The 15,269-nt window shown below is 53.9% G+C and carries 13 protein-coding genes; 8 read left to right on the forward strand and 5 right to left on the reverse strand.

Features of this window, described 5'->3' with window-relative positions; genetic code table 11:
* Positions 1-25: 25 nt before the first annotated feature.
* The 3 genes from ACJJIR_RS07375 to ACJJIR_RS07385 all read right to left on the reverse strand — a co-directional run bounded on the left by ACJJIR_RS07375 (position 26) and on the right by ACJJIR_RS07385 (position 4,705).
* Positions 26-1,738 (reverse strand): thiamine pyrophosphate-dependent enzyme, encoded by a 1,713-nt coding sequence (locus ACJJIR_RS07375; protein WP_444897784.1) that lies wholly within the window; start codon positions 1,736-1,738, stop codon positions 26-28.
* A gap of 25 nt (positions 1,739-1,763) precedes the next feature.
* Positions 1,764-3,446, reverse strand: a complete 1,683-nt coding sequence (locus ACJJIR_RS07380; RefSeq protein ID WP_444897783.1) for an FMN-binding glutamate synthase family protein — start codon at positions 3,444-3,446, stop codon at positions 1,764-1,766.
* A 98-nt stretch (positions 3,447-3,544) separates the two neighbouring features.
* The gene (locus tag ACJJIR_RS07385) at positions 3,545-4,705 is read right to left on the reverse strand and encodes a saccharopine dehydrogenase family protein (RefSeq protein ID WP_444907845.1); all 1,161 of its coding nucleotides are present in this window, start codon (positions 4,703-4,705) and stop codon (positions 3,545-3,547) included.
* Positions 4,706-4,915: 210 nt separating this feature from the next.
* Between ACJJIR_RS07385 and ACJJIR_RS07390 the strand changes: the two genes are divergently transcribed.
* The 3 genes from ACJJIR_RS07390 to ACJJIR_RS07400 are packed head-to-tail and all read left to right on the forward strand — an operon-like array spanning position 4,916 to position 8,021.
* A complete protein-coding gene (locus tag ACJJIR_RS07390) occupies positions 4,916-6,220 on the forward strand; it encodes a condensation domain-containing protein (protein ID WP_444907846.1) in 1,305 nt (434 codons plus the stop codon).
* Positions 6,221-6,254: 34 nt separating this feature from the next.
* Positions 6,255-7,055, forward strand: a complete 801-nt coding sequence (locus ACJJIR_RS07395) for a glycosyltransferase (RefSeq protein WP_444907847.1) — start codon at positions 6,255-6,257, stop codon at positions 7,053-7,055.
* Positions 7,056-7,079: 24 nt separating this feature from the next.
* Positions 7,080-8,021, forward strand: coding sequence for an NAD-dependent epimerase/dehydratase family protein (locus tag ACJJIR_RS07400; protein WP_444907848.1), 942 nt, complete (start codon positions 7,080-7,082; stop codon positions 8,019-8,021).
* On the opposite strand, the gene ACJJIR_RS07405 is transcribed toward ACJJIR_RS07400, so the two are convergent.
* A complete protein-coding gene (locus tag ACJJIR_RS07405; RefSeq protein WP_444907849.1) occupies positions 8,018-8,743 on the reverse strand; it encodes a UDP-2,3-diacylglucosamine diphosphatase in 726 nt (241 codons plus the stop codon). The genes ACJJIR_RS07400 and ACJJIR_RS07405 overlap by 4 nt on opposite strands.
* 35 nt (positions 8,744-8,778) lie before the next feature.
* Positions 8,779-9,288 carry a peptidylprolyl isomerase gene (locus ACJJIR_RS07410; RefSeq protein WP_444897777.1) on the reverse strand — a complete coding sequence of 170 codons (510 nt, stop codon included), beginning with the start codon at positions 9,286-9,288 and terminating at the stop codon, positions 8,779-8,781.
* A 213-nt stretch (positions 9,289-9,501) separates the two neighbouring features.
* On the opposite strand from ACJJIR_RS07410, the gene ACJJIR_RS07415 reads away from it, so the two are divergent.
* The 5 genes from ACJJIR_RS07415 (at position 9,502) to ACJJIR_RS07435 (ending at position 15,142) form a co-directional block, all read left to right on the forward strand.
* The gene (locus ACJJIR_RS07415; RefSeq protein WP_444907850.1) at positions 9,502-11,175 is read left to right on the forward strand and encodes a glutamine--tRNA ligase/YqeY domain fusion protein; all 1,674 of its coding nucleotides are present in this window, start codon (positions 9,502-9,504) and stop codon (positions 11,173-11,175) included.
* Positions 11,176-11,262: 87 nt separating this feature from the next.
* Positions 11,263-12,639, forward strand: coding sequence for a cysteine--tRNA ligase (gene cysS, locus ACJJIR_RS07420; protein ID WP_444907851.1), 1,377 nt, complete (start codon positions 11,263-11,265; stop codon positions 12,637-12,639).
* A 114-nt stretch (positions 12,640-12,753) separates the two neighbouring features.
* A complete protein-coding gene (locus ACJJIR_RS07425; protein ID WP_108733723.1) occupies positions 12,754-12,942 on the forward strand; it encodes a DUF3012 domain-containing protein in 189 nt (62 codons plus the stop codon).
* Between the two features lie 15 nt (positions 12,943-12,957).
* On the forward strand, positions 12,958-14,385 hold the full coding sequence (locus ACJJIR_RS07430; protein ID WP_444884476.1) for a Wadjet anti-phage system protein JetA family protein: 1,428 nt from the start codon (positions 12,958-12,960) through the stop codon (positions 14,383-14,385).
* The gene (locus tag ACJJIR_RS07435; RefSeq protein ID WP_444907852.1) at positions 14,378-15,142 is read left to right on the forward strand and encodes a DUF4194 domain-containing protein; all 765 of its coding nucleotides are present in this window, start codon (positions 14,378-14,380) and stop codon (positions 15,140-15,142) included. Before ACJJIR_RS07430 ends, ACJJIR_RS07435 begins: the two co-directional genes overlap by 8 nt.
* Positions 15,143-15,269 lie beyond the last annotated feature (127 nt).

Raw genomic sequence — 15,269 nt, forward strand, 5'->3', positions numbered from 1 at the left:
TTTTGTTGTGGCCTGCTAAAAAGTCTCAGCGCAGGAAATTGTCTCGCAAAAGATCTACCACCTCATCGGCGCGGCCGTTGAGTATTGCCTTAAGTCCGAACAGTGCGGTGGAGGTGACTTGCTGCGCTGTAACTTCCGGCGGCATCACCAGCTCCACGCGGTTCGTCGGTACGCTGAGTAGTGCCGGCCCGTCAGTGGCGAGCCAGCGCTTCATACTTTCCTCAAGCTGATCCGCACTCTCGATACTGGCACCACTGATGCCACAAGCTTCGGCAACGCGGCCGAAGTCCGGGTTATGTAAGTCGGTATAGCTGTCGAGAAGCCCCTCAATGCGCTGCTCCATCTCTACGAAGCCGAGGGAGTTATTGTTAAATACCAGGACTTTTAATGGGATTTTTTCTTGCACCAGTGTCAACAGGTCTCCCATTAACATGGTCATACCACCGTCGCCGCACATAGCGATGACCTGGCGCCCGGGATAGGCTTTGGCCATGCCCAGGGCTTGGGGGTAGGCGTTGGCCATGGTGCCGTGGGAAAGGCTGGTGAGAAATGAGCGTTTGCCGTTGGCAGTGAGGTCGCGGAGCATCCAAACCATACAGGCGCCGCCATCGGCGGTGAATACGGCATCCTCATCGGCCAGCTTGTTGAGCGTCTGGGCGACAAATTGAGGGTGGATCAGGCTGGGGTCTTTCTCTTTGCCGCGGCTCTTCATCTCTTCCCGATCTTTTTTGTATCGTTCGAGAAGGTCATCGAGGAAGGTGCTATCGGTGCGGGCCTTTAATCGGGGCAAGAGGGCTTCAATGGTGGGCCCCACATGCCCTACCAGGCCCATATCCACAGGAGCGCGTCGCCCCAGGTGCGGCGCTTCCGCATCAATTTGAATAATGGTGGCTTTTTTCGGGTAGAACTGGGTGTAGGCAAAATCGGTACCCAGACACAGTAACAGGTCACAAGTCTCCATGGCCCGGTAGCCCGCGGGATTGCCGAGAATCCCGGTCATGCCCACATGGCAGGGGTTGTCGTATTCGAGAAACTCTTTCGACTTGGTGGTGTGGGCGATAGGAGCGGCCAGGTGCTGTCCCAGTTTTACTACTTCATCGTGAGCGTGACGGCAGCCGATACCGCCGTAAATAGTGATATTTTTTGCGGCGTTGATTTTCTTTGCCAGGGCGTCGAGCTCAGAGTCAGACGGACGCGCTAGCCATTCAGGGCGATGTACCGACCAGGGCAGACTGTCTTTGGTCTTCTCCTTGAACAAGTCGCCGCTAATTTGCACCACCGCGACACCACCGCGAGTAAGCGCAGTTTGTGCCGCCTGCACAATCATTCGACGGGCTTGCTCCGGGTGGGTCATGGTTTCACAGAAGACCGAACACTGTTCGTAGAGTTTTTGCTGGTCCACTTCCTGTGGATAGCCGAACCCCTGTTCCGCACGGTCGATGCGGGATGCAATCAGTACCACCGGGGCGCCATTGCGATGGCTTTCAAAAATGCCGTTGATAAAGTGCAGGCTGCCGGGTCCGGCAGTCCCGGCGCAGACACTCAGCTCACCGGTAAGGTAAGACTCCCCCCCAGCGGCGAAAGCGCCCACTTCCTCATGACGCACATGTATCCACTCCAAGTCGGAAGTGCGTACCGCTGATGTAAAGTGATTGATGGTATCGCCGACAATGCCGTAGCACCGTTTGGCGCCGGCCTTGACCAGTGTATCGACAATAATCTCTGAAACGGTTTGCATAGCAATCTCCACAGATTGGGTGAGGCTAGCGGTTAATAGCGCGGCGGATCGACGCGTACTTGCCCTCTTCGAGCTTGATCGCAGGCTGAAAACTGTCTGCCTGTGCGGCCAGCCACCAGTGCCAGTAGGGCGTATCTTCTGGTGCGTCGATCAGCGAGTTGGTGTCAAGAAAATGCCAGATACGATCTATCGGCCTGGATTCTGCGCCATTAATTCGGTGAATCATGTGATAGGGTTTTAGGTCTCGGGGGTCGGTAAGCCCCGCGCCGGCCACAATATCCTCCAATGCTTCGAGGGTTTTTGCCTGGAAGGCCGCCGCTCGCTTGCTTTGCACATCCACCACTAGCCCACGCTGACGCCGAGGATCTTGGGTGGTAACGCCAGTTGGGCAGGTATCCGTGTGGCAGCGTTGGGATTGAATACAGCCTACGGAAAGCATGAAGGCCCGCGCCGCATTGCACCAGTCGGCGCCGATGGCCAAGCATTGCGCTAGTCCGGATGCGGAATAAACCTTGCCGCTGGCAGCCAGCTTCACCTTATCTTTCAGGCCCGCCCCCACCAGGGCATTGCGTACGATAATCAACCCTTCCAGCAGCGGCATACCCACGTGGTTGGAAAGCTCCAGCGGCGCTGCACCGGTACCGCCTTCGGCGCCGTCTACAACAATAAAGTCCACCAGTTTCCCGGTTTCGTGCATGGCCTTCATTATGGCCATCACCTCGTAGATATGCCCTACACAGAGTTTTATGCCTACCGGTTTGCCGCCGGACAGTTCACGCATTTGTTCGGCAAATTCCAGCATTTCAATGGGGGTGGAGAACATGGAGTGCGCGCGGGGGGATACGCAGTCCTGGCCGGGCGTAACCTTCCGGGTGGAGGCGATCTCCTGAGTTACTTTGGTGCCAGGTAATACTCCACCGTGCCCGGGTTTCGCTCCTTGGCTCAATTTAATTTCCGTCATTTTAACCTGGTCGTTACAGGCCTCGCGGAATAGATCCGGGTTAAAGCTGCCGTCATCGTTGCGCGCACCGAAATAACCGGTACCCAATTCCCACACTAGATCGCCGCCATGTTTGCGGTGATAGGGGCTGATACCCCCCTCACCGGTATCGTGATAGAAGCCGCCAATTGAGGCTCCTTTATTCAAAGCTTCTATTGCGGCGGCGGACAGAGCGCCAAAGCTCATGGCCGAGATATTTAACAGGGCGGCGGAGTAGGGCTGTTTGCAGCGGCCCGTGCCCACTTCAGTACGGCAGGAGGTGTCTGCATGTTTTTCGGGCTTCACCGAGTGAGTGAGCCAGGTATATTCCTCACTCTGCACATCTTTTTCAGTGCCGAACGGATGCATATCAGAAAAACCTTCGGAGCGGGCATACACAAGCCTTCGGGCTTCAATGCTGTAAGGGCGTCCTTCCTCATCACCCTCTACCATATAGGCGCGGAAATAGGGACGCAGGTTCAGGAATATCCAGCGAATGCGGCCGGCAACCGGGAAGTTCCGCGTAATGCTCCAATGGGGTTGGAGCATATCGTAGATTCCCAGTAGTACCAGTGAAACGCTAATCAGTAGAGCCACCAGCCACCAGGCGCTGTTTGTAAACGTGAGCACCAAGAAGAATGGGGTCAGGATAAGAGCGGTAATGGGAATAATCGCGCGCTTTATACCATTCCGGCCGGAATAGGCGCACCAGGGGTTGGAGCTACTCATAAAATCAGGTTCAGCATCGTTACATAAAGTTCCGATACTGAACCTAGATCATTTGTAAGGGTTCTGCCTTGATAAGGTCAACTAAAGGGCTTTTTCCCCTAACTTGCCGCTAATGCAGGCAGTGAATTTTGCTTTGCAGGTAAAAACTCGATGGCAGTGACGATAGAGTAATCCTTTAGTTCATCCAGAATTTCATCCAGCTTTAATAGTTGCCAGCAGGCGCGCGCGCCACTGTCTGAAATTTCACCGCGAAGGAATTTTCTCGCCAAAGCCACTGCGGGTGCTGCAGGAATCCAGACGCCATCGCCATCCATTCCAAGTATTTGCCACTGCCTTCCAGCTATCCTACCCTCAGCATCTTCACCCAGTGCGCGGACAATCATGCCGCCGTGAGAGCTGCCACCAGGCCAGCGGGCACTCAATTTATGGGCAATCTGTGCGATGCGGGAACTCGTGGCGGGCAAATTTAGGCGCGAGAGTTGGGCGCACAAAGACAGGCCGGCCTGGAGAATCAGGGGCTCTGTCCCCGTGGAAAATAGTGCTGTGTTTAAATTTGGCAGGTGTCTTGGGCACAACTCCAGGTCGGGTACTTCAAAGTCGCACAGCCAGCGTTTTCCCACTGGATGGGCAAGAGTTACCGAGTGCAGGTGATTGCCGGCAAATGATTCTCTCCAGCGCCCATCCCGCAATTGGGGGAAGCTCTCCCCCAGCGCTTCAAAACCGGAGCGCACGGTGGCAAGGCCGCGTTCTACCTTGTGTGCTGGAGCAATTGCCGCTTGTACAGAGTGAATGACCGGCAGCTCTTTCTGGATCTCAGCTATGGCTGCTGAGCTGAGGCCGGGTAGACTGCTGGCACCGGATACCATGGCGATACCGGCGGCCTCGGCGGCCGGGGAGAGACGGTGAAAATCACATACAAAGCGGCGCGCATCTGAAATATCGATGTAAGGGGTACGGGCTTCAATGCAGGCTTTGGCCACCCGGTAATCGGTTTCTCTCTGGTAGGGGCCAGCGCAGTGGATCAATAAATCCAGGTGCAAGGCTTTCAATTGCGCAGCCAAGTTGATGGAGTCCCGCTCCAGTCGTAACCCCTCGGCGAGGCCACCGAGTGATTGGGCGCAACGGTCGGCCAACGATTTGTTATGGCCGGCAATAATCAGTTGGATATTGGGCTCAGAACTCAGCATTTGTGCAATACGTGCGCCAAAATTGCCGTAGCCTCCGAGAATCAATACGCGTTTATTCAGGTTATTGATCACCTGGATGGAACTCCTGCCCCTTATAGTTTGTAGAGATCATGCATCGTGCCGGTGACTTAAAGCAAGAGAATCTTGTCTGTGCCTTCAGCATACCGCCGTTGTCATTTCACCGTTTTGTATATTCTAAAAGTAACGTTCCCGATGATCTTGTGCAGTTTTATCAGGCTCATTAGTGATCTCATGTCGGGCAAATGATTTTTGGAGATCAGAATGACCGGTTGGAGTTTATCGACTCAGGTCCCCCTATCGATCACTGAGCAGCGTATTTATGACTTGCATCACCGCAAGGATCTGGTCGACCTGATTACCCGCGCCATGGTTTTCAAAGGAAAATTCGATGTTGAACTGTTTAAGAAGTCTATTTCAGAGGTGGTAAACACCTATCCGATTTTTCGCTGTCGTTATAGCGGGGAGCCGGCTGTCCGCTCCTTTGTAGATATTGAGCTGGACTACATCGACATTCGCCACTTAAGTGATACTCACTTCACGAGCTTTTTGCGTCAATTTGGCAGCTCGCCAATGGATTTGACGCAGGATCAATTGTTGGGGCTCAGTGTTCTTCGCAGTGGAGAGGATGAATACATTTTTTTGACCAAGTGTCACCACATCATTGCCGATGGGATTAGCTTGTCACTGCTCTGGTCTGAATCCTTGACTCACTATTTGGATAGTGCGAAGGGTAAGGATTATCAACCCAGGGTGGAAACTGCAGGCTTTGCTGATTATGTAAATTATGAAAATACCTATCTGAGATCGCCGAGGGGGCATAAGGCGCGAAATCTTTGGCAAAAAAAGTTGCAATCCCAAAAAGATGAGATAGAGCAGTTGCCTCAATCGGAAGAGACCTCGGTTATTTGTAGTGAAGTAATCCAGCATATAGATGAGATTGAGCTGGAGCAGATAAAGACATTGGCCAGCTCGGAGAATGTGAACCTCTTCGCTTATCTAGCAGCCGCATTTCAGCAAGTTTTATGTGATTTCATACCTCACTCTTTTTGGATGAATGGCAATTTATCCCTTCGGCTAAAGAGAGAGTATCGGGAAGTGTTTGGCCCCATGTGCCGGTATGTCAACCTGATGGTTTGTAGGGATGAGTCCTGGCAGGAGAAGCTCACGCGCCTGTCTGCGGAGATAAAATATGCCATGCGCACGGTTTATGCTGCTGATGCAATTGGGCCTCACGGCCTGATTGGCCATCACCTCGATGCATCCCATTGCTACTTGGTGACTTTCCTGCAAACAGAGGAGCATCGGGAAGGTTTTTTTGCAGTTTATACCGGTGAAACTTCCGACTGGGTCAAATTGAATGACCATTTGAAAATTCGCATTGTCCCCCTGGCGACGCGCTTAACGCCATATGGCATCTATCTTTCTATTACTGTCTTTGGAAAGAAGTTGCGCTCTAGCTTTATCTACAATGAGAATTGCTTCGAACAAAAACAAGTAGAGGAAATGGTAAGTCGCTGGTGTGACAGATTATTGTGCGGGCCTGAAGATATTCTACCGCCGCTGTAAATAACGCTGTATAGGGACTGTAGAGCCAATTGTTATGTCAAGATGTGCCTTTGTGACCCTGGTCAATAGTCCGGATTATGTAATAGGTGCGCAGGCACTGAAACACTCACTGGATCGTACGGCCAGTGCCTATCCGTTAATTTGTATGGTGCCACCGAACAGCTGTGATGCAGCGCCATTGGAAGCGGCGGGCTGTAAGATAAAAGAAGTTTATACGCCTCGTTTTTCCGATGAGTTTATCCACCGCCATAAACGCGATTCTTTGCACCGGCGCGCGCCCTTTGATAAGGGTAGTAAGCCCGCTTTCCATGACCCATTGAATAACTTTTGTAAATTGGCACTGTGGCAATTGACCCAATTCGATAAGCTTGTTTTTCTGGATGCAGACACCCTGGTTTTGCGCAATATTGATCACTTGATGAATTATCCGGAATTTTGCGCAGCGCCCAATCTTTACGAAGACTTGGATGGATTTCATCGCATGAATTCGGGATTGTTTACTGCGGTACCGAGTGAAACGACTTACCAAAAAATGCTTGAGCAACTGGATCGACCAGGAGTTTTCTGGCGGCGCACAGACCAGACTTTTTTGCAGTCCTTTTTCCCTCGTTGGCACGGTTTGCCTTATATCTATAACGCCTTGCAATACCTCTACCTGAATTTACCCCAGCTGTGGCAGTGGGACAGTATTCATGTCATTCACTACCAATATGAAAAACCCTGGCAAAAACAGCACTCAAAAGTTGAAAAGCTCAAACCCCTGATCGACTTGTGGTGGGCTGTTTACGAAGGGCGAGATATTGCCGTTGATCTGGATGAGCTGGCCCGTGCTTAGAAAATAAAATCGAGAGAGGGAATTGTGAGAATAGGGATTACTGGCGCCAGTGGCTATGTGGGGCAATTTCTGGTCAGGCATTTTTTGCGGCAGGGCTATGAAGTGCGAGCATTACTGCGCAGGGAGGAAAGAGCAGCTCTTTTTAGCAGTATTGCTTCACCCAGATTGGCGTGGAGCGTCGGGGATATTACTTCTGATAAAACACTACAGACATTCGCCAGCAATCTGGATGTGGTGGTGCATGCGGCTTTCGAGCATCTTCCCGGGCGCTATCGAAATGGGGAGGGGGATGATCTCGAGGGTTTTTTACATGTAAACCTCAATCAAACCCTGGCATTAATCCGATTCGCCTATGCAGCGAAGGTAAAAAAATTTGTGTTTATTTCCAGTCGTGCCGTTTATGCCACTGGAAAGTTGAGCGGTTCTTTAAGTGAGGAGCAGGTTGTTCAGCCGGATACTTTCTACGGCGGCTATAAAGCGGCTGTGGAAGCCATGTTGTCTGCTTGGGCGTATCAGCGTGGCTGGCATGCGGTTTCATTGCGCTTAACTGGAGTTTACGGGCTGGTGAGTCCACTAAGTCGCAGCAAGTGGTATGACATCGCTCGAGCCGTGATATCTGGGGAAGCCTATTTAACTTCCCGGCTTTCAACGGAAGTGCACGGAGAAGATGTGGCGCGGGCGGTAGAGCTTTTACTGGAGCACGAAGATGCCCGGGGACGGGCAGTAAATTGTAGTGATTGCCTGGTTAGCAGTCGCGAGTTGGTGAAGATTCTAAGATCGATATCCGGACAGCAGGGACCGCTACCTTCCCAGCCACAAGTGAAACCGCCGGCAGTGATGGATTGCACTTATTTACGGGGGAAAGGTTTTCAATTTGGGGGTGTACAGCGTTTGTGGGAGACGCTTGGGGAATTGGTAGAGGCTGTGCAGCAACAGCAGAGCCTCATCCAAAACGCCGGTTCCTAACTGATCGGCCAGTGAATCAACTCCAGTGAGTCGTTGTCCGCTTTCAGGCACCAGGCATTCTTATCCCAGTCTCCCAGCACAACACGTTCCGCCGGTTCATCGTTGATTGTCAACGCGTGGCGGGCGGGCCGGTGGGTGTGGCCGTGGATCAGTCGATGCACATTGTGCTCAAGCATCACCCGCTCCACTTCTTCCTGGGTCACATCCATGATGTCTTCGGCCTTGCGGCTGTTCATACTCTTGGATGCCATACGAATCTGCGCGGCAATAGCGCGGCGTTCCTGTAGGGACTTGGTCAATAGCTCTTGTTGCCACTTGGGGTCCCGGGCCTGGCGGCGGAACGCCATATACTCTTTGTCGAGGGTGCAAAGGCTGTCGCCGTGCATAAGCAACACGCGCTCATTACCGAGGGACAACGCAGTCGGGTCCTGAAGTAAAGTGGCTCCCGCGCGCTGGGCGAAGTCGGTACCCAGCAGGAAATCTCGATTGCCGTGCATCAGGTACAACTCTACGCCGGTACCGCTATAGCGACTTAACTCGCCAATCACTTCGCGGGCCAGCGGGGCATCGTCGTCGTCGCCAACCCACGCCTCAAAAAAGTCGCCGAGAATATATAGCGCCTCAGCACCGGCAGCTCGCCCGTGCAGGAAATCAAAAAACGCCCGGGTAATATCCGGGCGTTTTTCGTCGAGGTGCAAGTCAGAAATAAAATAAGTAGACAATGTCCCCGCCTTAGAGTCGGTACTGACCCGTGGAATTACTTATCGGCGTAGGCGTCAGAGATGCTGATACCGGTGATTTCGATAGTCTCCAGGGGTACGTCCTGGTGGAAGCCTTTGCTGCCGGTTTTAACGTCTTTGATTTTGTTGACCACGTCCATGCCGTCGACAACCTTACCAAATACGCAGTAACCCCAACCCTGAGAATCTTCGCTGCGGAAGTTCAGGAAATCGTTGTCCTTAACATTGATAAAGAACTGGGAGCTGGCGGAATGCGGGTCCATAGTGCGGGCCATGGCCAGGGTGCCAGTGTCGTTCTTCAAGCCATTGTTGGCTTCGTTTTCGATGGGATCGCGGGTTTCCTTCTGCTGCATGTCCGGAGTCATGCCGCCACCTTGGATCATAAAGTTGTTGATCACCCGGTGGAAGACAGTGCCGGTATAGAAATCGTCACGGCAGTACTGCAAGAAGTTGGCAGCAGTCTTGGGCGCCTTTTCGAAATCCAATTCGATGGCTATATCTCCATGGGTTGTGTGAAGGGTGATCATAAAATGTCCTATGAGGGTTGATTTGGGGCGGCATGATACCTTGTAGTCTGTAGCTGTAAAATGCTGTGTCGGAATATCTGTGTCAATTGCACAAAAATCAAACGCTTGCAGTGAATTTCTATGAAAAGCGCTCCTTCAAATTCGATATTCTGTCTCTCAAGTAGGTTATAATTCGCCGTTTACGTTCGCACAGCTGTAAATTAAGAGAATCCTATGACATCCGAGAGCAAGCCAGCTCACTTTTTACAGAACCTTATCCGTGAAGATCTGACTGAGGGCCGGGTTACGCAGATCGCGACCCGCTTCCCGCCGGAGCCCAACGGCTACCTGCATATCGGCCACGCCAAGTCCATCTGTCTGAATTTTGGTCTGGCGCAGGAATTCGGTGGCACCTGTAATTTACGCTTTGACGACACCAACCCGGCCAAGGAAGAGGAAGAGTTTGTCGATGCGATTAAGCGCGATGTCTCCTGGCTCGGTTTTGAGTGGAATGGCGAGGCCAAATATTCCTCGGATAATTTTGATCAATTGTACGAGTGGGCGCTGCACCTGATTAAAGATGGCAAAGCCTATGTCTGCGACCTGTCCGCAGAAGAAGCTCGTCACTATCGTGGCACGCTGAAAGAGCCGGGCAAAAACAGCCCCTTCCGCGATCGCTCCGCCGAGGAAAACCTGGCGCTGTTTGAAAAGATGCGCAACGGTGAAATGGAAGAGGGCCAGTGTAGCTTGCGCGCCAAGATCGATATGGCCGCACCGAATATCAACCTGCGTGATCCGATCATCTATCGCATCAAAAAAATGGCTCACCACCAGACTAGTGATAAGTGGTGTATTTACCCCAGCTACGATTTCGCTCACGGCCAGTGTGATGCAATTGAGGGTATCAGCCACTCCATCTGTACCCTGGAGTTTGAAGACCACAAGCCCCTGTACGACTGGCTGATCGAGAACCTGCCGGTGCCTTCACGCCCGCGTCAGTACGAATTTGCACGCCTGCACCTCAACTACACCGTGGTGTCCAAGCGTAAGCTCAAGCAACTGGTAGACGAAGGCCATGTGGACGGCTGGGATGATCCCCGCATGCCGACCCTGTCCGGTATGCGCCGTCGCGGCTTTACTCCGGCTTCCATTCGCAACTTCTGCGAGATGATCGGTGTAACCCGCTCCGACTCAGTTGTCGATGTGGGCATGCTGGAATACAGCATTCGCGACGATCTGGATAAAAATGCACCGCGCGCCATGTGCGTGATGGAGCCTTTGAAGATCACCCTGAAAAATTACCCGGAAGGCCAGGAAGAGATGCTGTCAGCACCCGGCCACCCGGTGCGCGATGATCTGCCGGCCCGTGAACTTCCTTTTGGCCGCACTCTCTATATTGAGAAAGAGGATTTCCGCGAAGAGGCCAACAAGAAGTACAAGCGTCTGGTGCTGGGCAAAAAAGTTCGCCTGCGCAACGCCTATGTGATCTTTGCTGAAGAAGTCGTGAAGAACGATGCCGGTGAAATTGTTGAGGTGATCTGCTCGGTTGATCTGGACACCTTGGGCAAAGATCCGGCCGACGGCGTTAAGCCAAAGGGCGTTATTCACTGGGTATCTGCGGACAACAATGTCGATTGCGAAGTGCGCCTCTACGATCGCCTGTTTAACGATGCGGCGCCGGATGCCGGCGGTAAGAACTTCCTCGACTGCGTAAACCCGGACAACCTGCAAATCCTAAAAGGCTGTAAGGCGGAAATCGGCCTGGCCAAAGCGGAGCCGGAGCAGGGCTACCAGTTCGAGCGCAACGGCTACTTCTGTCGCGACAGCAAGTACGGCAGCGCGGAAGCGCCGGTGTTTAACCGCACCATTGGTCTGCGAGACAGCTGGGCCAAAGAGCAAAACAAATAGCAAAGCGGAGAGCTGCCCGAGCGGCAGTTTTCGCGGCTGGGTCAATGACTGGCCCAGCCACACAGCAAAAAGAATTCGAGAGAAAAGATGTCTCTACAGGTCTACAACACGTTTTCCGGGAAGAAAGAACCCTTCGTACCACTGGTGGAAGATCAGGTGCGCATGTATGTGTGTGGCCCCACCGTGTACAACCGCGTGCATATTGGTAATGCCCGCCCTGTGGTGGTGTTCGACACCCTGTACCGGGTACTGAAAAGAAATTTCAGCGATGTGATTTACGCGCGCAATATCACCGATATTGACGACAAAATCATGAAGACCGCGCGTGATAACGGCGAGGAAATCGGCGTGCTGTCGGCGCGCTATGCCCAGGCTTACTACGAGGATATGGCCGCGCTCAATAACCTGGAGCCGGATATCGTCCCCTACGCCACCCAGCACTTGCCGGAAATGGTCGCGATGATCGAAAGCCTGCTGGAGAAAGGTCACGCCTACGCCGCCGAAGGCCATGTGCTATTCGCCGTGGAATCCATGCAGGAGTACGGCCAGCTGTCCAAGCGCTCCCTCGACGATATGCTCGCCGGTGCGCGGGTGGAAGTGGCACCTTACAAAAAGTACGCCGGCGACTTCGTCCTGTGGAAGCCGTCTGCCGATGACGAGCCCGGCTGGGACAGCCCCTGGGGTCGTGGGCGCCCGGGTTGGCACTTGGAGTGCTCGGCCATGATCAAGAAGCACCTGGGTGACACTATCGATATTCACGGCGGCGGTCGCGATCTGACCTTCCCCCACCACGAAAACGAGCGCGCCCAGAGCTGCTGCGCCAATGGTGTGGATTTTGTGCGCTACTGGATGCACAACGGCTACGTGAATATCAATGGCGAAAAGATGTCCAAATCCCTGGGCAACTTCCGCATGGTCAAAGACCTGCTGAGCCAGTACCCCGGTGAAGTGCTGCGTTTCGCACTGCTGTCTGCCCACTATCGCTCTGAGCTGAATTTCAGTGCTGATTTGCTGGATCAGGCATGGCGCACCCTGGATACTCTCTATGGCGCACTGCGTGAAACGCAAGCGCTTGAGGCTGAAGCGGTAGATCTTAACAACACCGCCTTTATCAAGGCGTTGGAAGACGATCTGAATACGCCGATCGCCATCAGCGAATTGCACCAGATCGCCCGCGACCTGAACAAAGCCGATGAGGTGGATAAAGCACGCCTGAAAGGCTTGCTGCTGGCCGCTGCAGATATGCTGGGCATTCTCCAGCAAGACCCGGAAGCCTGGTTCAAACAGGCCCGTGGTGGAGATGAAGGTATTTCTGCCGAAGAAGTTGAAGCACTGATCGAAGAGCGCGCACAAAGCAAGAAGAACCGTGACTTTGCCCGCGCCGATGAGATTCGCGAAGAGTTAAAATCCAAAGGTGTGGTGCTTGAGGATAGCCGCGAAGGGACCAAGTGGCGCCGCGAATAGCGCGGTCCTACCCTGAGACACGGATAGACTTGAGACACCGATAGATTTTTCCCGGCTTGGCACATTGCGGCCGCCGGGGAAGTGAAATTCGAATTTCATTTGTAGAAGCGAACCATGAAAAAAGTATTTGTCCTGACCAGCGCTGTTATCGCCCTTATCGCACTGACCGGCTGTGAGCCCAAACGGGGTTCCGATGCCTGGTGCGAGAAAATGGATGGCATTCCCAAAGGGCAGTGGACTTTTGACGATACCCGCGACTACACAAAATATTGTGTCTTCAACCAAAAGCCGGAAGAGGAATAAGCGGGCCTATAGTCGTTGTTCTTCGTCGATTCCTACCAGCACTTCTTCCGCCCGCTGACCGGTAAATACCGCGAGCAGGTGGTTGAGTGCTTGCGTCTTTTGTATGAGCGTCTGTACACCGCCAAGGCTGACTACGGTGAGTCTCTGCTGCGCGAGCAGATCCTGGAAATTTTTGCCGAGGCCCTGACCCGCGCGCCCCAACTCGACAGCGAGGACGGTGTGCAGGACCCCGAGGGCCGCTTCCGCAACCTGCGTGATCAGGCCGTCTGGGTACTGAACAGCCTGGTGGAGTTCGGTTGGCTGGAGAAGCAGGTAGATAGCGCCACGCTCACCGCCACCTATCCGTTTAGCCGCCGGGGCCGGCTTTTCACTCAGCCGCTAGTGGAAGTGAATGGCACCCGCGTGCGCACCCGCCACCGCAATACCCGCAACACCTTAAATGCCCTGGAAGCCTTTGCCAGCCGAGGTGAAATCCACGACTTGATCGATGCCTGGGAATACTCCGAGCGTATCGTGGCGGATTTCACCGATATGATCGCCGAGCTGGAAGAGCGCAAGCGGGAAATGGTGCGAGAAGTGGAGGCCCAATTACTGGTGCAGCAGGCCACCGATGAGTTTTTCTCCTTTATGGAGAGCCGCTTCCAACCGGACCTGGCTATTCGTCTGTCTGCGGACAGCGTGGAAAAACATCGCGATTCCATCAACCGGGTGATTGACTGCATTCGCCGCAAGGAGGATGTGCAGAAAGCGGAGTGGGAGAAGCGCCTGCGCCAACTGCTGCCGGAGTTGGTGCAACCGGGCCAGTCCCTGCTGTGGCTGATGCTCGACACCATCGAGGACCGCATGCGCCGCGCCTGCGAGGTGAAGTTGCCCGCTTTGCGCCGCGCACTACAGGGCTTTACCAAGCGCGCGGATATTATTATCCGCCAGCTCAGCTACCTGCACAGCCAGGCCGAAGGTGAATTTGCCGACCTGTGCCAGCGTCTCGGTGAAAGCCAGCAAAAAACACAAATTCTCGAGCAGCTGGGCGAACAGTTAGGCGGCTTCCAGCTGCGCCTGTTTGACCCCAAGCAAACCCAGCTGTGGCAGCGCAACCGCCGCCAGCCGGTGAATACCCGGGTCGAAGATGAAACCCCCATCGGTGAAGAAAACCGCCGCGAGATCGAGCTGCAACAACTGCTCGACCAGGCGTTTAATTTCAACAACAGTAACCTGCGCGATTATCTGAGTGATGCCCTCGGCACCGGCCGCCAAATCAACAGCCGCAACCTGCCATTGCGCGATGCGCGTGATCTGCTCGCTATGAGCCATGTGATCGAAGCGGCGGCGGTGAACCAGAGCGGTGCCGCCGACTTGCAGGTGAAATTTACCGGTGAAATCGCCAGCAATGATTATTTCACCGAATTTGACGAATATATCCTGGAGCTGAAAAACAGTGATTGAACAGGCTTTGGAAGAGGCCCTGGCGCAGTGTCGCCTGAACCGCAGTGAATTCTCCGAGCTGCTGGTGCGCCTGTTGGATTACGGCGTTATCTGCCGGGATGAAAGCGTTATCGAAACCACGCTTTACGATCGCTTCCAGCGCTGCGAGCAGCTGGTACGCGAGTGGTTGGCCCCGTTGGGATTGCGTTTGCAGCACGACAGCCGTTTCCAGTTTATCCGCGTGTATCCGCCCGGCGCCGAAGTGTCGGGACTGCCGGATCAGGAAGAGCCGCACCACGGCGGCTTCCGCGCCCGTCTCAGCCAACAGGAAGTGGCCGCGATTCTCGCCCTGCGCGTGGAATACGATAAAGCGCTGCGGGAAGGGCAGGTGGATGAGAGCGGCTGTGCCGCGCTATCGATGGAAGCCTTGGAACTGGGCATGCGCAACCTGCTGAAAATGTCCCTGCCGGATAAGCACGCCGAGCGTAAAAACCTGCTGAAAAAATTGCGCCAGCTGCGTCTGGTGCAGTTCAGCAGTGAAGAAGTGGAGACCAGTGCGGAAGTCTGGTTGCGCGTACGCCCGACCATCGCCCACTTTGTCAGCGAGTCGGTATTGCACCAGCTGATCGACAGCGAAGCCCCGCCCGCAGTGGAGAGCGAGGCCATTCAAACTGATGAAATTGATGAGGCTGAAGAAGCAGAAGAAGAGCAAGCGCTCGAACGCATCACTCCAGAAGTCGAAGATAACAGCCTGTTTGAGAGTGAAGCCGCTTCCTAGTTGAAAATAGAGGCCGCACTAGCGGCTATAAAAAATCGAAAATATTCGACCGCCCGGGTTTGCGTAAATCGCACCCGGGAGCCTCGGAGAGGGGTGTCGGCTTCCCGCCTGCAAAAAGACCCTGCTT

This window comes from Microbulbifer maximicatervae (SeqCode) (genome assembly GCF_052467385.1).